General features: G+C 71.7%; 25 protein-coding genes. 13 read left to right on the forward strand and 12 right to left on the reverse strand.

The window, feature by feature from the left end; genetic code table 11:
• Positions 1–95: 95 nt before the first annotated feature.
• On the forward strand, positions 96–929 hold the full coding sequence (locus M3C17_RS16000; RefSeq protein WP_259978922.1) for a mechanosensitive ion channel family protein: 834 nt from the start codon (positions 96–98) through the stop codon (positions 927–929).
• Between the two features lie 44 nt (positions 930–973).
• A complete protein-coding gene (locus tag M3C17_RS16005; RefSeq protein WP_259978924.1) occupies positions 974–1375 on the forward strand; it encodes a RidA family protein in 402 nt (133 codons plus the stop codon).
• Between the two features lie 3 nt (positions 1376–1378).
• Here M3C17_RS16005 and M3C17_RS16010 read toward each other — a convergent pair whose 3' ends face one another.
• The 5 genes from M3C17_RS16010 to M3C17_RS16030 are packed head-to-tail and all read right to left on the reverse strand — an operon-like array spanning position 1379 to position 5456.
• Positions 1379–2455 carry a DNA polymerase IV gene (locus M3C17_RS16010; protein ID WP_259978925.1) on the reverse strand — a complete coding sequence of 359 codons (1077 nt, stop codon included), beginning with the start codon at positions 2453–2455 and terminating at the stop codon, positions 1379–1381.
• A 54-nt stretch (positions 2456–2509) separates the two neighbouring features.
• Positions 2510–2902, reverse strand: a complete 393-nt coding sequence (locus M3C17_RS16015) for a DUF1304 domain-containing protein (RefSeq protein WP_259978926.1) — start codon at positions 2900–2902, stop codon at positions 2510–2512.
• Positions 2903–2944: 42 nt separating this feature from the next.
• Positions 2945–3838, reverse strand: a complete 894-nt coding sequence (locus M3C17_RS16020; protein ID WP_259978927.1) for a CPBP family intramembrane glutamic endopeptidase — start codon at positions 3836–3838, stop codon at positions 2945–2947.
• Positions 3835–4560 (reverse strand): tRNA (guanosine(46)-N7)-methyltransferase TrmB, encoded by a 726-nt coding sequence (gene trmB / locus M3C17_RS16025; protein ID WP_259978928.1) that lies wholly within the window; start codon positions 4558–4560, stop codon positions 3835–3837. Before trmB ends, M3C17_RS16020 begins: the two co-directional genes overlap by 4 nt.
• A 56-nt stretch (positions 4561–4616) precedes the next feature.
• Positions 4617–5456, reverse strand: a complete 840-nt coding sequence (locus M3C17_RS16030) for a DUF3097 domain-containing protein (RefSeq protein WP_259978929.1) — start codon at positions 5454–5456, stop codon at positions 4617–4619.
• A gap of 122 nt (positions 5457–5578) precedes the next feature.
• On the opposite strand from M3C17_RS16030, the gene M3C17_RS16035 reads away from it, so the two are divergent.
• The 4 genes from M3C17_RS16035 to M3C17_RS16050 all read left to right on the forward strand — a co-directional run bounded on the left by M3C17_RS16035 (position 5579) and on the right by M3C17_RS16050 (position 9716).
• Positions 5579–7603 carry a TPM domain-containing protein gene (locus tag M3C17_RS16035; RefSeq protein ID WP_259978930.1) on the forward strand — a complete coding sequence of 675 codons (2025 nt, stop codon included), beginning with the start codon at positions 5579–5581 and terminating at the stop codon, positions 7601–7603.
• 58 nt (positions 7604–7661) lie between these two features.
• The gene (locus M3C17_RS16040; protein ID WP_259978934.1) at positions 7662–8405 is read left to right on the forward strand and encodes a PspA/IM30 family protein; all 744 of its coding nucleotides are present in this window, start codon (positions 7662–7664) and stop codon (positions 8403–8405) included.
• Positions 8406–8472: 67 nt separating this feature from the next.
• Positions 8473–9276: an arginase family protein gene (locus tag M3C17_RS16045; protein WP_259978935.1), complete on the forward strand. Its 804-nt coding sequence runs from the start codon at positions 8473–8475 to the stop codon at positions 9274–9276.
• Positions 9273–9716, forward strand: coding sequence for a Fe-S oxidoreductase (locus tag M3C17_RS16050; RefSeq protein ID WP_259978936.1), 444 nt, complete (start codon positions 9273–9275; stop codon positions 9714–9716). Before M3C17_RS16045 ends, M3C17_RS16050 begins: the two co-directional genes overlap by 4 nt.
• A 118-nt stretch (positions 9717–9834) precedes the next feature.
• Here the strand turns inward: M3C17_RS16050 and M3C17_RS16055 are convergent, their stop codons facing one another.
• Genes M3C17_RS16055 through M3C17_RS16065 form a run of 3 tightly spaced genes read right to left on the reverse strand, consistent with a single transcriptional unit; the run spans position 9835 to position 11548 of the window.
• The gene (locus tag M3C17_RS16055; protein WP_259978937.1) at positions 9835–10305 is read right to left on the reverse strand and encodes an SIP domain-containing protein; all 471 of its coding nucleotides are present in this window, start codon (positions 10303–10305) and stop codon (positions 9835–9837) included.
• A gap of 50 nt (positions 10306–10355) precedes the next feature.
• Positions 10356–11075, reverse strand: coding sequence for a tyrosine-protein phosphatase (locus M3C17_RS16060; RefSeq protein ID WP_259978940.1), 720 nt, complete (start codon positions 11073–11075; stop codon positions 10356–10358).
• On the reverse strand, positions 11072–11548 hold the full coding sequence (locus M3C17_RS16065; protein WP_259978941.1) for a carboxymuconolactone decarboxylase family protein: 477 nt from the start codon (positions 11546–11548) through the stop codon (positions 11072–11074). Before M3C17_RS16065 ends, M3C17_RS16060 begins: the two co-directional genes overlap by 4 nt.
• 177 nt (positions 11549–11725) lie before the next feature.
• Here M3C17_RS16065 and M3C17_RS16070 point away from each other — a divergent pair, with 177 nt between their 5' ends.
• The 6 genes from M3C17_RS16070 (at position 11726) to M3C17_RS16095 (ending at position 17676) form a co-directional block, all read left to right on the forward strand.
• On the forward strand, positions 11726–12646 hold the full coding sequence (locus tag M3C17_RS16070) for an alpha/beta fold hydrolase (RefSeq protein ID WP_259978943.1): 921 nt from the start codon (positions 11726–11728) through the stop codon (positions 12644–12646).
• A gap of 92 nt (positions 12647–12738) precedes the next feature.
• The gene (locus tag M3C17_RS16075) at positions 12739–14259 is read left to right on the forward strand and encodes an ABC transporter substrate-binding protein (RefSeq protein WP_259978944.1); all 1521 of its coding nucleotides are present in this window, start codon (positions 12739–12741) and stop codon (positions 14257–14259) included.
• 18 nt (positions 14260–14277) lie between these two features.
• Entirely contained in the window at positions 14278–15228 is a 951-nt protein-coding gene (locus M3C17_RS16080; RefSeq protein WP_259978945.1) for an ABC transporter permease, read from the forward strand.
• Positions 15225–16094 (forward strand): ABC transporter permease, encoded by an 870-nt coding sequence (locus M3C17_RS16085; protein WP_259978946.1) that lies wholly within the window; start codon positions 15225–15227, stop codon positions 16092–16094. The genes M3C17_RS16080 and M3C17_RS16085 overlap by 4 nt, the downstream gene beginning before the upstream one ends.
• A complete protein-coding gene (locus M3C17_RS16090; RefSeq protein ID WP_259978947.1) occupies positions 16091–16885 on the forward strand; it encodes an ABC transporter ATP-binding protein in 795 nt (264 codons plus the stop codon). The genes M3C17_RS16085 and M3C17_RS16090 overlap by 4 nt, the downstream gene beginning before the upstream one ends.
• Entirely contained in the window at positions 16882–17676 is a 795-nt protein-coding gene (locus tag M3C17_RS16095; RefSeq protein ID WP_259978948.1) for an ABC transporter ATP-binding protein, read from the forward strand. Before M3C17_RS16090 ends, M3C17_RS16095 begins: the two co-directional genes overlap by 4 nt.
• 110 nt (positions 17677–17786) lie before the next feature.
• Here the strand turns inward: M3C17_RS16095 and M3C17_RS16100 are convergent, their stop codons facing one another.
• The 4 genes from M3C17_RS16100 to M3C17_RS16115 form a co-directional block, all read right to left on the reverse strand.
• Positions 17787–18389 carry a GNAT family N-acetyltransferase gene (locus M3C17_RS16100; protein WP_259978949.1) on the reverse strand — a complete coding sequence of 201 codons (603 nt, stop codon included), beginning with the start codon at positions 18387–18389 and terminating at the stop codon, positions 17787–17789.
• 4 nt (positions 18390–18393) lie between these two features.
• Positions 18394–19110 (reverse strand): uracil-DNA glycosylase, encoded by a 717-nt coding sequence (locus M3C17_RS16105; RefSeq protein ID WP_259978950.1) that lies wholly within the window; start codon positions 19108–19110, stop codon positions 18394–18396.
• Complete coding sequence (locus M3C17_RS16110; protein ID WP_259978951.1) at positions 19110–19892, reverse strand: SDR family oxidoreductase; 783 nt, start codon at positions 19890–19892, stop codon at positions 19110–19112. The genes M3C17_RS16105 and M3C17_RS16110 overlap by 1 nt, the downstream gene beginning before the upstream one ends.
• Positions 19893–19971: 79 nt before the next feature.
• Positions 19972–20577, reverse strand: a complete 606-nt coding sequence (locus M3C17_RS16115) for a hypothetical protein (RefSeq protein WP_259978952.1) — start codon at positions 20575–20577, stop codon at positions 19972–19974.
• 211 nt (positions 20578–20788) lie between these two features.
• On the opposite strand from M3C17_RS16115, the gene M3C17_RS16120 reads away from it, so the two are divergent.
• Positions 20789–22085, forward strand: a 1297-nt coding sequence (locus M3C17_RS16120) for a bifunctional o-acetylhomoserine/o-acetylserine sulfhydrylase (protein ID WP_259978953.1), incomplete at its 3' end; no start/stop codon positions are given.

Consider the following 22085-nt stretch of genomic DNA (forward strand, 5'->3'; position numbering starts at 1 on the left):
CCCCCACCCCCCCCCGCGGTCGGTGGGTCGTCCCCCCACGGCCGCCGCCCCGCTGGCGCCGACACCGCCCCCGCTCACCCGAAGGAGTCCGCGGCGTGGATCTCCAAGACCTCCTGCCCACCCAGATCGACTGGTGGCAGCTGCTGCTCGCGCTGGTGGTGGCGATCACGACGTGGGTCGTCTCCCGCTACGCGCGACGGGGCACGACGGCGCTGCTGCGGCGCACCCCCGGGGTGCCCGAGCCGGTGGGCGCCGCTATCGCCCGGTTCGTCGGCTATGCCGTGCTGCTGCTCGGCTTCGGCATCGCCCTCGCGATGCTGGGGGCGAACGTGCAGCCCCTGCTCGCGGTCGTCGTCGTCCTCGGGGTCGTCGCCGTGCTGGTGCTGCGGGGCGTCGCCGACAACTTCGCCGCCGGGGTGCTGCTGCAGGCGCGTCAGACCGTGCGGATCGGGGACGAGATCGCGATCGAGGCGCTCGACACCGTGATCGCCGGCACCGTGACCGAGCTCAACGCGCGGGCCGTGATCCTGCACACGGTGGACGGCCGCACGCTGCACGTCCCGAACGCGCGGCTGCTGACCGATCCCGTGGTGAACGACTCCACGCGGGGGGCCAGGCGCAGCGAGGTGCAGGTGCGGGTGCATCGCGACCCCGCGGTCGACATCGACGACGTGATCTCGGCGCTGATCGCGGCGGCCTCCACGGCGGAAGGCGTGCATCGGAGGGAGCCGGTGCGGGCACTCGTGCTCACCGTCGGTCCGGATCGGCTCACCGTGCGGCTACAGTTCTGGCATCACCCGCTGCACGGGGTGCGCGTGACCTCCGCGGTAGTCGTCGCGCTGTCCGACGCGCTGACCCTGGCCGACTGGAACGGCACGGTCACGAGCACGCCAGGGGCGCCGCCGCTCATCCCCCCGGAGGAGGTATGACGCCGCCGCGCGCCGATGTCGGTGGCCGGGGGCAGACTTCGGCCATGGACATCACACTCTCGCAGCCGGCCGGCCTCGTCGTGAGCCCGGCCTTCAGTCATGTGGCCGTCGTCCCCCCGGGGGCGACCACCATCTACGTCGGCGGGCAGAACGGCGTCGACGCCTCAGGGGCTGTCGTCTCCACCGACGTGGGCGAGCAGTCGCTGCGCGCCGTGCAGAACGCGCAGGTCGCCCTGGAGTCCGCGGGGGCGTCGCTGGACGACGTCATCAGCTGGATGATCCTGATCCACCAGGAGGCCGATCTGCGCGCGGCGTATGGCGCCGTCGCGCCCACGCTCGCGCGCGAGGGCGCTCCACCCCTGGTGACCGCGGCCGTGGTGGCCGGTCTCGGGGTTCCCGGGGCGCTCATCGAGGTGAGCGCTGTCGCGGCGGTCATCCGCGACTGAGGCTCAGATCCGCCCGCGCACGGGCGTGCGCTCCACGCCGTCCGCCTCGGCGGGCGGTGTCATCTCGGCGCGCACGCCCAGCAGGCGCACCTCGCGTGCGGGGTCGAGGGTGGCCGCGAGCGCAGCGGCCGCAGACTGCACGTCGTCCCGATGCTCCGTCGGAGACGGCAGCTTCCGCCCGAAGGTCCTGGTCTCGAACGGCGCGTAGCGCACCTTGAGGTGCACGCGCATCACGGGCCTCCCGTCGGCCGCGCAGTCGTCGAAGGCCTGTCCGGCGAGCTCCCGCACGGCGGCATCGACGTCCTCCACCGTCGTCAGGTTCTGCTGAAAGGTGGTCTCGCGGCTGTGGCTGCGGGCCACCCACGGGGTGGGGTCCACGCCGCGCGGGCCCTCGCCGGAGCCGAGCCCGTGGTACCACACGCCCATCCGCGGACCGAACTCGGCGATCAGCTCGGACTCGTCCGCGTCGGCCAGCTCCCGAACGGTCGCGATGCCGTGCGCCGCCAGACGCTTCTGCACCTTCGGCCCCACGCCCCACAGCTCCCTCGTCGGCTTGTCCCCCATCACGGCGAACCAGTTGTCCGCCGTGAGCCGGAAGACGCCGCGCGGCTTGCCGAACTCGGTGGCGATCTTCGCACGCACCTTGTTGTCGCCGATGCCCACCGAGCAGTGCAGCGCCGTCGCGTCGAGCACCGCCCGCTGCGCTCCGCGCGCCACCGCCTCAGGGTCGTCGGTCTCCACGCCGAGGAAGCACTCGTCCCAGCCGATGACCTCCAGCACTACGCCGGGCAGCTCGCGCAGCGCCGCCATCACCGCGGCCGACGCCTCCTCGTACGCCTCATGGTCCACCGGGAGGAACACCGCGTCCTCCGGCGCCTTCCGCGCGGCGATCTTGAGCGGCATCCCGGAGCCGATGCCGAACGCCCTGGCCTCGTACGACGCCGTCGACACGACGGCGCGCTCGGTCGGGTCGCCCCGGCCGCCGACGATGACGGGTCGCCCCGCCAGCTCCGGTCGCCGCAGCACCTCGACCGCGGCGATGAACTGGTCCATGTCGACGTGCAGCACCCATTCGGCCATGCCTCGAGTGTGACCCAGACGGGCGGCGAAGTCACCCGTCGGCCGGGATGGCGCTCACGCGATCGAGGCGCCGATCGCCGTGGCGAGCACCGCCAGCAGGGGCAGGGTGCCCTGCATGGCGGCTGCCCGCGCCTTCGTCCGGTCGGACAGCACGAGGACGAGCGCGGCGGCGAGCATCATGCCCGTGCCCGCGAGCACCAGGGTCACGCCGACCGTCTGCGCGCCCACGATGACCAGTCCGACCCCGAGCAGCGTGGTCAGGGCGAGGAACAGGTTGTAGAAGCCCTGGTTGAAGGCGAGCTGCTTCGTGGTCAGCGCATCCGCCTCGCTGGCGACACCGAAGATCCGGCGGGTCTCCGGCTCGGTCCAGCGCAGCGACTCCAGCGCGAAGATGAAGACGTGGAAAGCCGCTGCGGCGGCGGCGAGGACGAGTCCGACGATGAGCATGCCGAGATTCTGCCGCCAGCCGGCGGCTCCCGGCAAGGCGGGTCAGACCAGGAACACGGGCAGCAGCCCCGGGTTGTGCGCGTGCACGAGCACCGCGAACACGACCGCGTCGAACAGCAGATGCACCGTCACCACGTAGGCGAGCGAGTGCGTCCGCAGGAAGATGAAGCCCTGCAGCAGCGCGAACGGGATGGTGAGCACCGGCCCCCACTCGCGGTAGCCCAGCTCCCACAGGAACGAGACGAACACCACGGCCTGCAGCACGTTCGCGAGCGCGTCGGGGAAGTGCCGGCGCAGCAGTGCGAACACCGTGCAGATGAAGAACAGCTCGTCCCAGATGCCGACGGCGCCGACCCCCACGAACAGGCGTGCGATGAGGTCGGGTGTATCGACCACCGGCCAGTTCTGATAGACGCCGCTGGTGATGAAGTAGAACGGCAGGATCAGCCACCCGAGCACGAGCACCGCCACCAGCCAGCCCCACTGCAGCCGCCCCCACCGGCGACCGGTACGCCACGGGAAACGGATGGCTCTGTCGCGGTACACGAACCGCGACACCAGATACGGCACGGCGACCGCGCCGCCCAGCGCGAGGGTGAAGCGGAGCATGGCGAGGTTGTCCAGCTCAGCCGCGAGCGGGATCACGCTCACGATCAGCATGCCGATCGCGATCAGCGACAGGTCGCGCGTGAGCGACGCCGCCCTGTGGCCGCCATCCGCCTCCGCCAGAGGCCGCGTCCCCGCCGGGACGGTCGGGAGCGCCGGGGTCGGAATCCGCGAGCGCTCGAGCAGCCACGCGCCTCCCGCGCCCAGGACGAGCAGCAGCCAGCCGAGCCAGGGTGTCTCCAGCACGAAGAACGCCGGTGCCGCGAGACACACGAGCGCGGCGGGAAGGATCTTCGCACGGGAGGCGGAGGCGGGCGGGGCCGCGGTCATGCACGCGCCGTCCGGCGATACACCAGGTCGCGGATGTCGCGTCCCTTCGCGATGCCCTTGCGCTCGAACGCGGTCATCACCCGGCCGTCGAAGCGCTCGGCCCAGTCGCCGGGGAAGGCGCGCTCGAACAGCGGGTCGGCGTCGAGCACCTCGCGCATCTGCAGCGCGTAGTCCTCCCAGTCGGTCGCGAGGCGCAGCAGACCTCCGTCGCGCAGGGCGCGCGCGGCGACGTCGCCGAAGCCGGGGCGGATGAGCCGGCGCTTGGTGTGGCGCTTCTTGTGCCAGGGGTCGGGGAAGAAGATCCAGACCTCGCGCGCCGCGCCCTCCGGCAGATAGGAGGAGAGCACCTCGGGAGCGTTGGCCTCGACCACGCGCAGGTTGCGGGCGCCGGCCCTGTCCGCGTCGAGCATGGTGCGGGCGAGCCCCGCGCGGAAGACCTCGACCGCGAGGAAGTCGTCGTCCGGTCGCGCGGTGGCGGCGGAGACGATGGCGTGCCCCTGCCCGGATCCGATCTCCACATACAGGTCGGCGTCCCTGCCGTACTCCGCGGCGGGATCCAGTCGCGCCTCGGGGTGCACCGAGGTCCACGCGACGTCGCGCGGCACGTCGAGGAGGTAGCGCGGCGCGAGGTCGGAGAACGCACGCTCCTGTGCCTCGGACATCCGGCCGCTCCGCCGCACGAAGGACACCGGCTCGTCGCGGAAGGTGCGGGGTTCGGGCATGCTTCCAGGGTAGCCGCCGTGCTCGGCGGCTCTGACCGCTGGCCCCGCCCCGATGCTCAGGCGGCGGGCTCCGTCACGAAGTCGATGAGCTCCTCGACCCGGCCGAGCAGCGCGGGCTCGAGATCGCGGTAGGTCGTGACCTTCGACAGGATGTGCTGCCAGGCACGGGCCGTGTCCGCCTGGGTCTCGTGCGGCCACCCGAACGCGCGGCAGATGCCCGTCTTCCAGTCCACACCGCGCGGGATCTCCGGCCATGCCGCGATGCCCAGTGCACGAGGGGTCACGCACTGCCACACGTCGACGAACGGATGTCCGACGATGCGCACGTGACGGCCGTGCGGACCGCGCGCCACCGCCTCCGCGATGCGCGACTCCTTCGACCCCGGCACCAGGTGATCCACCAGCACGCCGTACCGTCGCCGCGCGCTGGGCGGTTCGGCGGTCAGGAGCTCGTCGAGCAGGTCGACGCCCTGCAGATACTCGACCACGACGCCCTCGACGCGGAGGTCGACGCCCCAGACCTTCTCCACGAGCTCGGCGTCGTGTCGGCCCTCCACCAGGATGCGGCTGGGAAGCGCCGTCCGCGCTCGCTGATCCGCCACGGCGAACGATCCGGACGCGGTGCGGCGCTGTCCCTGCGCCGCGGCGGAGGGCGCCGTGAGCCGTACGGGGCCGCCGTCGATCAGGAAGCCGCCGCCGAGCGGGAACAGCCGTCGGCGACCGGCGCGGTCCTCGAGCTCGACCGTGCCGCCCTGCACACGGGTCACCGCGCCGCAGAAGCCGTCCGCGGCGACCTCGACGACGAGGTCGACCTCCGCGGGCACGGGCGGCACCGGCTTGGCACCGCGTTCCCGCCACCCCGCGGCGAGCACATCCGATCCATACCTGTCGTCCATGCCTTCCAGCGTATGCGTCTCCGCTCAGGGCGAACGGCGATGCGCCCGTCGCCGCTGTCGCGTGTCGGACTCAGTGCATAGACTCGTGACATGGGGCTCGGCTGCCGGTCGGAGGGAACGCGATGACGAAGCGGGGGCTGATGCTGGCCGGTGCGGTGCTGGCCGCGATGCTGGGCGGGCTGTTCCCCGCCGCCGCCTCCGCCACGGATCCGATCACGCTCGATCCCGGCTATGTCACGGACCAGGCCGACGTGCTCAGCCCCGCCGAAGAGGAGGCCGCCGAGGCGCGGCTGCAGGAGCTCACCGCGAACTCCGACGCCGACCTCTTCGTCGTGCTGGTGGACGACTTCACGAACCCGAGCGACAGCGCCGAATGGGCGAATCAGGTGGCCACGGCCAACAACCTCGGTCCCGACCAGTACCTGCTGGCGATCGCGGTCGACGGTCGCAGCCTCTACATCTCCTCGGACTCCTCCGGTCCCCTGAGCGACGGGAAGCTCGACGCGGTCGAGCAGGCCATCGCGCCCCTGGCCGGCGCGGGCGACTGGGCGGGTGCGATCGACCTCGCCGCGGACGAGATCCAGGGCGACGGCGGGGCCGGGGCCCTCCGCGCCACGCTGATCGTGGTCGCCGTCATCGCCGCGCTGCTGCTGCTCTGGCTCGTGATCGCACTGATCCGTCGCGCGCGGCGCAATGCCGCCATCCGCGAGCGCGGAGCGATGCCGGAGACCCCGGATCCCGCCGATCCCTTCTCCACCCTCACCGACGCGCAGGTCGAGCAGCAGGCCGGCGTGGCCCTGGTCCAGGCCGACGACGCCATCACCTCCAGCAGGGAGGAGCTGGGCTTCGCGATCGCCCAGTTCGGCAACGCGGCGACCGCCGAGTTCACCCGCGCCATCGATGCGGCGAAGGCCAAGATCGCCGAGGCGTTCGATCTCCGCCAGAAGCTCGACGACGAGATCGAGGACACCGTCCACGACCGTCGTGCGTGGCACATCCGCATCATCCGGCTCGCCGACGAGATCGACGAGCTGCTCGACGACAACACCGAGGCGTTCGACGAGCTGCGCAAGCTCGAGCAGAACGCCCCGCAGGAGCTCGAGCGCGTGCGCGCCGAGCGCGCCGCCCTGGCTCCGCAGCTCGCTGCCGCGCCGTCAGCGCTCGACACCCTCAGGGCCGGCTACGACCCGGCGGCGCTCAGCACCGTGGCCGACAACATCGCGCAGGCGGAAGAGCGCGCCGCCCTGGCCGACCGGTCCGTCGAGGCGGCCGCACAGGCCATCGCCGCCGGTCGCTCCGGTGAGGCGGCGTTCGCCATCCGCACGGCGGAGCAGTCGGTCGCACAGGCGGCACAGCTCGTCCAGGCCATCTCCACCCTCGCCGGGGAGCTGGCGGAGATCGAGGCGAAGGCGCAGACGCTCACCGCCGAGCTGCAGGCCGACCTCGCGGCCGCGCAGCAGCTCCCCGACCCGACCGGCACCCTCGCCGCCACGGTCGCCGCCACCGCACAGCAGCTGCAGGCGGCGCACGCCGATCTCGGCGGTCCAGCCAGGAACCCGCAGCGGGCGCTCGACGCGCTCAGCGCCGCGAACGCGCAGATCGACGGCGCGATCGCCCAGGGTCGCGCGGCGGTCGACCGCGCGCAGCGCGTCCAGGCGCTGCTGGAGCAGACTCTCGCGCAGGCGGGGTCGGAGATCCGGGCGGCGCGGGAGTTCATCGAGACCCGCCGGGGAACGGTCGGGGCGACCGCGCGCACCCGCCTCGCGAACGCGGAGGCCGCCCTCACCCAGGCGCTGACACTGCGTACCGGCGATGGCGAGAGGGCACTCGCCGAGGCGAACCGCGCGCTCGACCTCGCGCGGCAGGCCACCGCCGCGGCTGAGTCCGACGTGCGCTCCTACTCCCCCGGCTACTCCGATGACGACTGGGGTGGCCTCTTCGGCGGCTCCGGATCCCGCTCCGGCGGCTCCGGCATCGGCGGCGACATCCTCGGCGGGATCATCGGCGGCCTCATCGCGGGCGGCGGCGGAGGCGGCTCCTCGCGTCGCGGCGGCTGGCGCTCGTCCGGCGGATTCCGCAGCTCCGGGTTCGGCGGCGGCTCGCGCGGCGGCGGCGGCCGAGATCGCTCCGGAGGGAGACGCTTCTGATCCCGCCCACAGACACATACGCCAAGCTCTGGAAGACGCCCCCTGAAAGGAACCACGCATGACCAAGCAGTCCATCTTCGGACGAATCTCCACCCTCGTCCGTGCCAACATCAACGCCCTGCTGGACTCCGCGGAAGACCCGCAGAAGATGATCGACCAGCTCGTGCGCGACTACACGAACAGCATCGCCGACGCGGAGTCCGCGATCGCCGAGACCATCGGCAACCTGCGCCTGCTGGAGCGCGACCACGAGGAAGACGTCCAGGCGGCGACCGAGTGGGGCAACAAGGCGCTCGCGGCGAGCCGCAAGGCCGATGAGATGCGCACCGCGGGCAACACCGCCGATGCGGACAAGTTCGACAACCTCGCCAAGATCGCCCTGCAGCGCCAGATCAGCGCCGAGCGCGAGGCGACCGGCGCGGAGCCGCAGATCGCCGCGCAGACCGAGATCGTCGACAAGCTCAAGAGCGGCCTGAACGGCATGAAGGACAAGCTCGTCGAGCTGAAGAACAAGCGCAGCGAGCTCATGGCCCGTGCCAAGGTCGCCGAGGCGCAGACCAAGGTGCAGGACGCGGTCAGCTCGATCAACGTGCTCGACCCGACCAGCGAGCTGGGCCGTTTCGAGGACAAGGTGCGTCGCCAGGAGGCCCTCGCCCAGGGCAAGGCGGAGCTGGCTGCGTCGAGCCTCGACGCCCAGTTCGAGAGCCTGGAGGACCTCGGCGAGCTGACCGAGGTCGAGGCGCGTCTGGCGGAGCTCAAGGCCGGCGGCAGCGCGCCGCGGCAGGCCCTCGAAGGCTCCTGACTCTCGCAGGCGGGTGCTCCGGGCCGTGCGCTCGGGGCACCCGCCTCGATCTTTCCCGGAGGTCTCCATGGTGCGTTTCCTGGTCGTCCCGCAGTGGCAGGGCTCGCCTGCCGCGCGCGCGATGCTTCTGATCGACGGCGCGTCCGCGATCGCGGGTGACCTCCCGCGCGCGGCGACGACGGTGCTCGATGTGCCGGTGGAGGCCGGCGAGGCGCTCGGCACCGGCGTGCGGCGCCTGAGCGCTCTGCAGCGCACGCGCGAACTGGTGCGCGAGCACCTGACGGCGGACACCGTCCTCGTCGGCGGCGACTGCAGCATCACCGTCGCGGCGCTCGATGCGCTGCCCGGTGGACTCGACGACGTCGCGGTGGTGTGGTGCGACGCGCACGCCGACCTGCACACGCCCGACACCTCGCCGTCCGGCGCCTTCTCCGGCATGGCGCTGCGGGCCGTGCTCGGCGAGGGCGAGGAGCAGGTGGTCCTGTCTCCCGGTGTACCCCGCGAGCGCGTGGTGACGGTCGGGATGCGGGAGGTCGACGAGGCGGAGGCCCCCGAGCTCTCCCGCCTCACGGCACTCGGCGTCTCCGACCTGGATGACCCGGACGCGCTCGCTGCGGCCGTGCGGGCCACCGGTGCGTCCCGCGTGTGGGTGCACATCGACGTGGACGTGCTGGATCCCGCCGCGTTCGGAGGGGTGTCCTCTGCCGTCCCCTTCGGGGTGTCGCCTGCGACCCTGAGCGCGGCGATCCGTCGCCTCCGCGAGAGCGTGCCCCTCGCCGGCGCGACGATCGCCGGCTTCGCTCCGCGCTCCCCCGCTGATGCAGTCGATGATCTCGGCGCGCTGCTGCGCCTCGTGGGAGCAGTGGCATGAGCGCCCCTGCCGGCTGGGAGGCGCGAGCCGCCGCGATGCTCGCCCGGGGCCGTCGCTCCGACCGTCGCATTCCCTCGTTCCTGCTGCGTTCTCCGATCAGCCGTCTGGGCTATGCGTGGGGCACGGCCGTCGGCTGGATCTGGGGTTCGCTGTGGAGCACCGGCCGCGTGGAGCGCCGCAACGGGCTGTGGATCTTCCGCGGCATGCCGAGCTGGACGTTCAACCGGGGCGGGGTGTGCGTGGGAGGGTGCTTCCTCACCGGAGACGAGCCGCCCACCCCGGCGGTGCTGCGTCACGAGGCCGTGCACCGCGAGCAGTGGCTCCGCTACGGCCTCCTGATGCCGGTGCTGTACCTGTTCGCGGGCCGCGATCCGCTGCGGAACCGCTTCGAGATCGAGGCGGGCCTGGAGGACGGCAACTACGTGCGCCGTCGGGGCTGATCAGCGCTCGTCGCTGTTCAGTGCTCGTCGCTGATCGTCGCTCGTCGCTGTTCAGCGCTCGTCGCTGTTCAGTGCTCGTCGCTGATCGGCGCTCGTCACCGATAGTGCTCGTCGCTGATCAGCGCGGGGCGGGCAGCAGCCCGAAGCGAGCGGGCGCGTGGATGAGGCCGGGCGCGATGCCGAGGGCGTCGGTCAGGTGCTCCACGATGTCGGCGGTGCCGAGATAGCCCCCGAGGAGCGTCACGTGCGTCTCGACCTCGTCGTCGCACAGCATCTCGTCGGCCCAGGCGCAGGTCGCGCGTGCCAGTGCCTGGCCGGGAGCGCAGGCACGGCCGCTTCCCGGAGCGCCGGAGCGCTGCGCGCGGGCGAGCCAGGTGACCGTCATGCGCCCTGGGGCATCGATCACGCCGATGTCGGAGACCGTGGGCACTTCGATGAAGATCCGACCGGAGGCGCACAGCGGCAGCGTGGCCAGGAAGGCCTGCAGCTCGGCCAGCGAGTGCTCGTCGGCGGTCACCAGGTGGTGGGCGCGGCGACGCGCGGCACGACGAGCGGCACGCGCTCCACGGGTCTCGACAGAGGTGGTCATGATGCCTTCATGCTACACCAAGTGAAGGCTTGCCTAACCTTTGCTGGAAGTCACTCGGCGGGGATCGACTCGACGAGGGCCGCACGCAGCGCGTCGAGCTCGGCATCGGCCATCCCGTTGGCCCGCAGGTAGCCGGCCGCCGACCCCCAGCGCTCGTCGATCTGCGCGAGCAGTCGTCGCATGACATCAGCGGGCGACTGCGTCGCGAGCGCCACCGCGTGCACCGCCTCGGGGTGCTGCGACCGCAGATACGCGACGATGCGGCGGGAGCGCTCGACGGGCAGCTGCGACTCCGTCAGCGCATAGTCCGCGATCACGGCCTCCCGGTCGGCGCCGACGGCCGCAAGGGCGAGCGCGACGGTCACTCCGGTCCGGTCCTTGCCGACCGTGCAGTGCACGAGCGTCGGCTCCCCCGCCGCGATGATCCGGACGGCCTCGACCAGCCGCTCGCCGCTCTCCTCCAGCAGATGCAGGTAGAGATCGTCGAGGCTGGTGTCCGCTTCGAAGAACGAGCGCACGGAACCGAGGAACAGCGGTAGATGCGTGGTGTCCGGGCCCTCGATCTCGGTCGGCTCCGCGGCGACCTCCTCCCCGTCGCGAAGATCGACGATGCGCTGCACGCGGGAACGCAGCAGTGCCGCGCCGTTCGTCGTGACGTTCGACAGCTGCCCGGATCTGAGGAGCACGCCGGAGCGGATGCGCCCGCCCTCGGCGGGCATGCCGCCGACGTCGCGGACGTTGTTGACGCCCTCCACGTCGAGGATCGTCATGCGCCCGCCTGAGGCGAGCGTGGCGGGACCGGGTAGCGTCCGGCGATCACGACGCGGTTGAATGCGTTGATCGACACGCACGCCCAGCTCAGCGCCGCGTACTCCTTCTCGGTGAAGACGCTGCCGACAAGGTCGTACACCTCGTCCGAGATGCCGTCCTCCGCGATGAAGGTGAACGCCTCCGCGAGTTCGAGCGCCGCGCGCTCACGATCGCTGAACACACCGCTCTCCCGCCACACCGGGATCTGGGTGATGGTGTCGGCGTCGAGTCCCGCGGCGGCGGCCCTGTCGACGTGCACGCGCGTGCAGTAGCTGCAGCCGTTCAGCTGCGAGCAGTGGATCATCACGATCTCTTTCAGGCGGTCGTCGATGCCGTTCGCCGCGCAGATCGTCCCCACCGTCTTCGAGAAGGCGTCGAGCGCCTGATACGCCGCCGGCTCGGTCTTGGAGAGGTGCACGCGCTGTTCGGTCATGCCTCCATGATATTCCGTGGCGGGTGCGCGACGCCGATCGCACGAGCCGGCACCGAAAAGCAGATCGACAAGCACTTTCCACACAATTCGCACTTACTGCGCAGAGGAATCACACACTCGCTTGCCGAAATGCTCCCACATTTCCTCCCGCGCGTTCGTGGGGCGCAGAATAGCCCCGTGGCGACCGACACCAGCGAGTTCTCCTACCTTCCCGCACAGGCCGAGGCCCTCGGCGTTCCCCTGCCGGAGGTGCGGCGACTCCAGCTGCCACTCCCCGACGGCCGCACGCTCAGCGCGCTGCGCTTCGGCACCGACGAGCCGCGGCTCACGCTGCTGCACGGCGCGGGGCTCAACGCGCACACGTGGGACACCACGGCACTCGCTCTGCAGCAGCCCCTGCTCGCGATCGACCTCGCCGGACACGGCGACTCCAGCTGGCGCGAGGACGCGGACTACGCCCCGCGCACCCTCGCCGCCGACGTCGCGGAAGCGCTGCGGGCGTGGACCGCGCAGCCGCAGCTCGTGGTCGGCCAGTCCCTGGGCGGACTCACCGGCGCCGCCCTCGCCGCCGCGCACCCCGAACTCGTCGCCGAGCTGGTCGTCGTCGACATCACTCCCGGCATCGACGTCACCGCGGGTCCCGACGCCCTCCGCGCCTTCTACGCCGGCCCCACCGACTTCGCTACCCGCGACGAGCTCGTGGACAAGGCGATGGCCCTCGGCTTCGGCGGCACCAGGAAGGAGACCGAGCGCGGCGTCTTCCTCAACACGCGCGTGCGCGCGGACGGCCGCATCGAGTGGAAGCACCATTTCGCTCACCTCGCCGCCCAGGCACTCGCTGCGCACGACCCCGGCACGGCAGCCGCACCCTCCGTGCTGCACGAGACAGGCTGGGACGACCTCGCCGCCGTGCGCGCACCCCTTACGCTCGTGCGCGCCGCCCGCGGATTCGTGAGCGCCGCCGATGCCGAGGAGCTGGGTCGACGGCTCCCCTCCGCCCGCGTGGTCGTGCTCGACGCGACGCACAACGTGCAGGAGACCGCGCCCACCGAGCTGGCCGCCCTCCTGACCGCGGCCCTCTCCCCCAGCGGAATATGACGTTCCGTTCCGCCACCGGCCCTCGCTCCCTCACCCGACCCTAGGCTCGTCCCACCGGCACACAGCACCTGCCGCACCGAGAGGAAACACCCATGTTCCGACGTCATCGACGCCTCGCGCTGATCTCCGCGCTCGCGGCCACCGCCGTGATCCTCAGCGCGTGCTCCGGCTCCGCCGAGCCCGCCCCGTCCGAGGGCACGGGCGAGCCCGACCCCGCAGCCACGCTGCACGTCGGCCTCGTGCTCGAGCCGACCAACCTCGACATCCGCCACACGAGTGGTGCGGCGCTGGAGCAGATCCTCATCGACAACATCTACGAGGGTCTCGTCACGCGCACGCAGGAGAACGAGATCGAGGGGCGGCTCGCCTCCGACTACGAGGTCTCCGACGACGGCCTGACCTACACCTTCACCCTCACCGACGGCGTCGTGTTCCATGACGGCACCCCGCTGACCTCGGCCGATGTCGTCTCGTCCTACGAGGCCGTGCGCACCGACCCCACGATCCAGGGCAACGCCGAGTTCGCCTCCGTGGCCTCGATCACGGCGCCCGATCCCGCGACGGTGCAGATCGTGCTGTCCGAGCCCAACCAGAACTTCCTGTTCGCGCTGACCGGGCCGGCCGGACTCGTGTTCAAGACGGGTGACACCACCGATCTGAAGACCGCGGAGAACGGGACCGGCCCGTTCACCCTCGCCCGGTGGAACAAGGGCAGCTCCATCACGTTCGCCCGCAACGAGGCCTACTGGGGCGACCCCGCCGGCGTCGCCGAAGTCGAGTTCCAGTACATCCCCGACTTCACCGCCGGCGTGAACGCCGCCCTCGCCGGGGACGTGGACGTGCTCACCGCCGTCGACCCGAACCTCGCCCCGCAGCTGGAGGACTCGGGCGACTTCACGCTCACCACCGGCCGCACGACCGACAAGGCGACGCTCGCCTTCAACAACAAGAAGGCGCCGCTCGACGACGTCCGCGTGCGCGAGGCCCTGCGCCTGGCCATCGACCACGAGGCACTGATCGAGGCCGTGGGCGCCGGCACCCCCCTGTACGGTCCCATCCCCGAGCTCGACCCCGGGTACGAGGACCTCTCGGACGTGATCTCCTACGACCCGGAGCGCGCGAAGGAACTGCTCGCCGAAGCCGGCCAGGAGGACCTGGACCTCACGCTCACGATCCCGTCGTTCTATGGCACGACCGTCCCCAAGGTGCTCATCTCGGACTTCGACAAGGTGGGCGTGAACCTCGAGGTCGACTCGGTCGAGTTCCCCACCTGGCTGGAGGACGTGTACACGAACCACGACTACGACCTGAGCTTCGTGCTGCACGTCGAGCCGCGCGATTTCGGCAACTTCGCCAACCCGGACTACTACTTCGGCTACGACAACGCCGAGGTGCAGGACCTCTACGCCCAGGCTCTCGCCGAGGTCGACGCCGACAAGTCCGCCGAGCTGCTGGCGGAGGCCGCCCGGATCGTGTCGGAGGACCACGCAGCGGACTGGCTGTACAACGGCGAGACCATCACGGCCGTGAGCCCGATCGTCTCCGGCTTCCCGCAGGACTCGATCAACTCCCGCATCAACCTCGCCGGAGTCACCGTCTCCGGTGGGAACTGATCCGGCGGCCCGCACCCCGTGCTGCGCTACGCGCTCGTCCGAGGGGCCCTGCTCATCGCAGGGCTCCTCGTGTCGAGTGCGCTCATCTTCCTGACCCTCCGCGTCTTCCCCGGTGATGTCGCCCAGCTCATCGCGGGCACGCAGGCGTCGCCGTCCGAGGTCGAGGCGCTGCGCGAGTCGCTGGGGCTGAACCGGCCGCTGCTCGTGCAGTACACGGACTGGATCGGCGGCATCCTGCGCGGCGACCTCGGCACGTCGCTGCTCTCCGGCGCATCGGTCGGCGAGGAGCTGCTGCTCAAGGCGCAGGTCACCGTGCCGCTCGGCCTCCTGTCACTGCTGATCGCCGTGCTCATCGCGGTGCCGTTCGGCATCGGCGCGGCCCTCCTGCGCGGGCGCCGCGGCGGCACGGCCTTGAGCGTCGGAGCCCAGGCCCTCGCCGCCGTGCCGGTCGTGTGGGCGGGCATGATGCTGATCGTGGTGTTCTCGGTGTGGCTGGGGTGGCTGCCGCCGCAGGGCTTCCCCCGCACGGGGTGGTCCACACCGGGGCGGGCGATCGAGTCGCTGCTGCTCCCCGCCCTGACGATCGGCATCGTCGAAGGTGCCATGCTCATGCGGTTCGTCCGCAGCGCGACCCTGCAGGCGGCAGGGCAGGACTTCGTCCGCACGGCCGCCGCGAAGGGCCTCACCCGCACGCGCGCGCTGATCCAGCACGGGATTCCCGCCGTCGGGCTGTCGATCGTGACCGTGCTCGGGCTGCAGGTCGCTGGCATCATCGTGGGCTCGGTCGTGATCGAGCAGCTGTTCACACTGCCGGGGATCGGACGGATGCTCGTGGCCGACGTCGGCACGCGCGACCTCATCAAGGTGCAGAGCGAGCTGCTCGTCCTCACCGGGTTCGTGCTGGTGGTCGGCTTCCTCGTCGATCTGCTGCATCGCGCGATCGACCCGAGACAGCGGGAGGCCGCATGACCCCGCGCTGGCTCGCACGGCTCTGGCGCACCGCGACCGGGAGGTTCGGGCTGATCGCGATCGCCGTGGTCGCCCTCGCCGCCCTCGTGTCGCTGTTCTGGACGCCGTTCGACCCGCGGGCCTCCGAGATCGGCGACCGCTGGCTGCCGCCGAGCTGGCCGCACCTGCTGGGCACCGACGACACCGGCCGCGACATCCTCAGCCTGCTGATGGCCGGCGCCCGCACCACCGTGTTCGTCAGTGTCGGCGCCGGCATCGTCGCCACGCTCGTCGGCATCGCGCTCGCGGCGCTGGGAGCCCTGACCCACCGGCTGGTGCGCGAGACCGTGGCGGTGCTGGTGGACATCCTGATCGCCTTCCCCGTGCTGCTCATCGCGATGATGATCTCGTCCGTGTGGGGCGGCTCGCTGTGGGTCGTGATCTGGGCGGTCGGCATCGGCTTCGGCGTGAACATCGCCCGCGTGACCCGTCCCGAGCTGCGCCGCGTGCAGCAGAGCGACTTCGTGCTGGCCGCGCGTGCCTCCGGCCTCACCCCGACGCAGAGCCTCGTCCGTCACCTGCTCCCCAACGTGGCCCCGGTCTTCATCGTGCAGCTGTCCTGGTCGATGGCCGTGGCCGTGCTCGCGGAGGCGGGGCTGTCGTACCTGGGCTTCGGCGCCTCGGTGGTCGAGCCGAGCTGGGGTCTGCTGCTGGCCGACCTGCAGCGGTACATCGGGGTGCACCCGCTCACCGTGATCTGGCCGGGGCTCGCGATCACGCTGACGGTGCTGGCCCTCAACCTCCTCGGCGACGGCCTGCGCGAGGCCACCGACCCGACCCTGCGGCACCGCGCCGCCGAGATCCACACCCCGGGGGTGGTCGCATGAGCCTCGTGGTGCAGGACCTCGTGATCGAGCTGGACGGTCGGCGTCTGGTCGACGGCGTGTCGTTCGAGGTGTCGGACGGCGCCAGGGTCGGCCTGATCGGCGAGTCCGGCTCGGGCAAGTCGCTCACCGCGCTCGCGATCCTCGGCCTGCTGCCGGACGGTGCGACAGCCCGCGGGAGCATCCGCTGGGACGGCGCCGAGCTGATCGGGATGCCCGACCGCGAGCTCGCGCGGCTCCGCGGCGACGACATCGGGATCGTGTTCCAGGAGCCGCGCACGGCCCTGAACCCCATCCGCACGGTGGGACGGCAGATCGCGGAGTCCATCCGCATCCACGAGGGCATCGGGCGCCGAGAGGCCAGGGAGCGCGCGATCGCCGAGGCCGCCAGGGTGCGGCTGCCCGATCCCGCATCGATCGTGGATCGCTACCCGCATCAGCTGTCCGGCGGGCAGCGCCAGCGCGTCGCCATCGCGATGGCCCTCGCGTGCCGCCCGCGGCTGCTGATCGCCGACGAGCCCACCACGGCGCTCGACGTCACCATCCAGGCGGAGATCCTCGCGCTGCTGCTGCGACTCGTGGCCGACGAGGGCATGTCGCTCGTGTTCATCACCCACGACCTGGCCGTGCTCTCGCAGGTGGCGACGGAGGGGGTCGTGCTGGAGCACGGACGCGTGGTCGAGCAGGCCCCGGTCGCCCGCCTGCTGAGCGCGCCCGTCTCCCCGGTCACCCAGGGACTGCTGCGCGATGCGACCGCCACCCTCTGGCGGCCCGACGAGGGCGGTGCCGCGTGAGCCTCATCGAAGCACGAGGTCTGCGCCGCGACTTCGTCGTGCCGAAGCGCACGGCCTTCGAGCGCACCCGCCGGCAGACAGCGCTCGAGCCCACTGACCTGGACGTGCAGGAGGGCTCGGCGGTGGGCATCATCGGCGAATCCGGCTCCGGCAAGTCCACCCTCGTGCGGCTGCTGCTGGGGCTCGACCACCCCACCGCCGGCACCGTCGCCGTCGACGGCCGACCGGTGGACGCGACCGCCTCTGCCCGGTCCCTGCACTGGCTGCGACGGCAGACCGGGCTCGTCTTCCAGGACCCGTATGCGTCTCTCGACCCGCGGATGACGGCGGGACAGATCGTCCGCGAGCCGCTGTGGGCGCTCGGCATCGAGGGCGACCACCGCACACGGGTCAGGGAGGTGCTCGCGCAGGTGGGGCTCGAACCGGAGATGGGCGACCGTTACCCGCACGAGTTCTCGGGAGGCCAGCGCCAGCGGATCGCCCTCGCCAGGGCCATCGTGCACGGCCCGCGCATCCTGGTCGGCGACGAGCCGCTGTCCGCACTCGACGTCACGGTGCGCGCGCAGATCCTGGATCTGCTGCGGGAGCTGCGAGCGACCTCCTCCCTCACGCTGCTGCTGGTGTCGCACGACATCGGCGTGGTGCAGAACCTCTGCGATACCGTCGTCGTGATGAAGGACGGCCGCATCGTGGAGCGGGGAGCGACGGCTGACGTCCTGCTGCATCCGACGCAGGACTACACCAGGAAGCTGCTCGCCGCGATTCCCGTGATCCCGGCACCGGAGCGCTGAGCCGGGCCCTGCCCGCAGAATTCACGCGGTCTCGCTGCCTGCGCGCCCCGTACATCCGCGGCGGCGCGCCGAGCCGCTGGCCCTGGTCGCCGACCCGCGGACGGCAGCGGTCAGCGCGCCCGACGGCGCCCGCGTGCGGGCCGCAGCCGCCGCCGCAGGTAGACCGTGCCGAGCTCGCGCCCGAACTTGTGCCCGACGCGGCCCATGCGCCCGGCCTCCACGAAGCCGAGCTTCTCGTGCAGCCGGATGGACGCCTCCGCCCCGCTGTCGCTGATCACGGCCACCATCTCCCGGAGTCCGCGCTGCTCGCACGCGTCGATCAGTGCCTGCAGCAGCGCGGAGCCGAGGCCCTTGCCGCCCGCCCCCGGGCCGAGATAGATCGAATCCTCGACCGTGTAACGGTAGGCGTTCTTGCCCGCCCACGGCTGGGCCACCGCGTAGCCCAGCACGGCACCGGAGGGCGATACCGCCACCAGGAAGGGCAGCCCCAGTCGCTCCAGCAGTGCGTGTTTGTCGCGCCAGTACGGGATGCTGCTGCGGCGTTCGTCGAGGGTCACCGCGGAGTTGCTCACGAAGTGGTTGTAGATCTCGCGCACGTGCGGCAGGTCAGCCGGGCGCGCCGCACGGATGGTGTACGCGAAGACCTCCGGCCGCGGCACGGGGCGCAGATGGCGCGGGAGCACTCGGCGGCGGTCCCCCGGCTCGAACTGCATGCGCTCAGCTTAGGGAGGCCGCCGCCTCGCCCTCCACCCGCCAGTCCACGGCGGACGCTCCGGCATCGGCCAGCAGGGCGTTCGCGCGCGAGAACGGTCGGGAGCCGAAGAACCCGCGGCGGGCGGACAACGGGGAGGGGTGCGCGGAGGCGATCACCGGCGTCCCGCCCAGCAGTGGCTGCAGGTTCGCGGCGTCCCGACCCCACAGCACCGCGACGAGCGGCTGGTCCCGCGCGACCAGTGCCCTGATCGCCAGCTCGGTCACCGCCTCCCACCCCCATCCGCGGTGCGAGGCCGCCACGCCGGGCCTCACCGTGAGCACCCGGTTGAGCAGGAGCACGCCCTGATCGCTCCACGCGGTCAGGTCGCCGTGCGGGGCCGGCGGGATGCCGAGATCGCTCTCCCGCTCGGCATAGATGTTCGTCAGGCTCCGGGGCAGCGGCCGGACGTCGCGGTCGACCGCGAAGGAGAGTCCGATCGGATGCCCCGGTGTGGGGTACGGATCCTGTCCCGTGATCAGGACCCGCACATCCGCGAGGGGCCGCTGGAACGCACGGAGCACGTGGTCCCCCGCCGGAAGGTAGCCGCGACCGGCCGCCTGCTCGGCGCGCAGCCGCTCGCCGAGCGCGGTGATCGTCTCCTGCGCAGGAGCGAGAGCCTCGGCCCACCCCGGGTCGACGGCGCCGTCCTCCGCGAGCTGGGCGAGGGTGCGCCCGGGCATCACTCGGCCGACCGCACCCGGAGCGGTCCGCGCGCGAGCAGGTGCTGCGCGGACTGCGCCACGGGGCGCATCGTGATGAGGTCGAGGTTCACGTGCCCGGGCGCGGTGAGGGCGTAGGCGATCACGTCGGCGACGTCCTCGGCGCGCAGCGGCGCCTCGACTCCCGCGTACACGGCCTCGGCCGCGACGGCATCGCCGCCGAGCCTGTTCAGGGTGAACTCCTCCGTGTGCACCATGCCGGGGGCCACCTCGACGACGCGGATCGGCTCCCCATTCAGCTCCTGCCGGAGCACGCGGACCAGCATGCCCTCCGCGGCCTTGGCGGCGTTGTATCCCGCGCCGCCCGGGTACGCCGTCTGCGCGGCGGTGGACGTGACGAAGACGGTGTCGGCGTGGCCGTCCGCCTCCGCGGCGCGACGCAGGAGCGGCAGGAGTCCGGCGACCAGGCGCTGCGAGGCGAGCACATTGGCGTCGAACATCCACTGCCAGTCGTCGATCGAGGCCTCCTCCACGCGATCGGTGCCCCGCGCTCCGCCCGCGACCTGCACCAGCGCGTGCACGGGGCCCGTGCGGTCGAGCTCGGCGACCAGCGCCGCCACGGCCTCGTCGTCCGTCAGGTCGCAGGCGATCACAGAGGCTCCCGTGTCGGCGGCGAGCGCGGCCAGACGGTCCTGGCGGCGCGCCACGCCGACCACGTCCCACCCCCGCTCACGCAGTGCCCGCACCGTCGCCGCGCCGATCCCCGAACTCGCCCCTGTCACCACTGCACGTCTGTTGACCATGCCCTCCACCGTACGATGTCCGCCGCGGTTTGCGCTGTCCCCGGTCGCTCGCGGGGTGCCGTGCCGCTCCGGCACCGGCTCAGAACAGCGTGGCGGTGCGGGTGTGCACGAAGCCGTCGGTCGGGCTGCCTGTCGAGGTGACCGTCACCGAGACACCCGAGTGCAGCGGCGTGGGTCCCAGGATGCCGAAGCTCACGCGGGTCACGCCCTGGCCGGCCAGGCTCCCGGCGTAGAGCAGGGTGTACGTGACCGTGCCGTCGCCGTTGTCGCTCACGCCGCCGGCCGTCCAGGTGGGATCGGTGTCCGGCAGCGCGGGCACGGACGGACTCGACCCTCCCGCGTTCGCGATCACGACCGGCGCGAGCGGCCCCGCGTCCGCCAGGGCGAAGGTGACCGTGACGGTTCCGCTGGTGATGTCCGCGACCGGAAGGGATGCCGCCTGGGTGTCGTCGTTGCGCAGCTGGATCGAGGCGCCGTAGTACTGCGGGTCCACCCAGGTGCCGCCCTGCATGGTCTCGATGACGAAGCGCCCTTCGCCGGTGGCCGAGGCTGCGGCGGCCGGGGCGGCGACCACCGCGGCGACCGCGGGCACCGACCAGACGGCGCCCGCGAGCACCGCGCGGCGGGGCACGCCCTCCGTCCCCTGTGACGTGCCGGTCGTCCGGCGGGAATCCTGGAGTGCCATCGGGAGCCTTCCTGTCCGTGGGGGATCAGAGCGCCTTCGCCGAACACGGTACCGATATACCGGTCGCGGGAACAGGGGTACGGTCGAGCCGGACGCCGCCGTCCCGAGTGTTACGTCACATTTCCCGCCCGTTGTTGACAGATGCGGATCTTCCGTACTCTCGCTGAAAGGGCACCAGCCATCCGACTTCCGACCGTTCCAGGGGGAACACATGTCCGCACCCGAGACCTGGCGTTTCGAGACCAAGCAGATCCACTCGGGCGCCGCTCCCGACCCCGTCACCAAGGCGCGCGCGACGCCGATCTACCAGACCACGTCTTACGTGTTCGACAGCGCCGACCACGCCGCCAACCTCTTCGCCCTGGCCGAGTTCGGCAACATCTACACCCGCATCCAGAACCCCACGCAGGACGTGCTGGAGCAGCGGCTCGCCGCCCTCGAAGGGGGCACCGGCGCCCTCGTCCTCGCCAGCGGCCAGGCGGCGTCCACCTTCGCGATCCTCAACATCGCGCAGGCGGGCGACCACTTCGTCGCCTCCAGCTCGATCTACGGCGGCACCTACAACCTGTTCAAGTACACGCTCGCGAAGCTCGGCATCGAGGTCACGTTCGTGGAGAACCAGGACGACCCCGAGGAGTGGCGCCGCGCGGTCCGCCCGAACACGAAGCTCTTCTTCGCCGAGACCATCGGCAACCCGCAGATCAACGTGCTCGACATCCGCACCGTGGCCGACATCGCCCACGAGAACGGCGTGCCGCTGATCGTCGACAACACGATCGCGACCCCGTACCTGATCCGTCCGTTCGAGCACGGCGCCGACATCGTGGTGCACTCGATCACCAAGTTCCTCGGCGGGCACGGCACCACGATCGGCGGCGTCATCATCGACGGCGGCTCCTTCGCGTGGTCCGAGAACGTCGAGAAGTTCCCCGGCCTCACCGAGCCCGACCCCTCCTACCACGGAGCGAGCTACACGGCAGCCGTGGGCGACCCGCTCGCCTACATCATCAAGGCGCGCGTGCAGCTGCTGCGCGACCTCGGGTCCGCCATCTCCCCGCAGAGCGCGTGGAACCTCATCCAGGGTGTGGAAACGCTGTCGCTGCGGATCGAGCGCCACGTGCAGAACGCCCAGGAGATCGCCGAGTGGCTGGACGGCCGCGACGACGTCGCCTCGGTCAACTACTCGGGGCTGCCCTCCTCGCCGTGGTACGCCGCCGCGAACCGGTACGCCCCGAAGGGCGTCGGCGCCGTGCTGTCGTTCGAGCTCAAGGGCGGGGTCGAGGCCGGACGGGAGTTCGTCAACAGCCTGTCCCTCTTCAGCCACCTGGCGAACATCGGCGACGTCCGCTCGCTCGTCATTCACCCCGCGTCGACCACGCACGCCCAGCTCACGCCCGAGCAGCAGCTCACCGCGGGGGTCACCCCCGGGCTGGTGCGCCTGTCGGTCGGGATCGAGAACATCGAGGATCTCAAGGCCGACCTCGACACCGCGCTCGCGGCCGCGCGCG

The sequence above is a fragment of the Microbacterium sp. p3-SID336 genome (assembly GCF_025143365.1).
Taxonomy (GTDB): Bacteria; Actinomycetota; Actinomycetes; order Actinomycetales; family Microbacteriaceae; genus Microbacterium.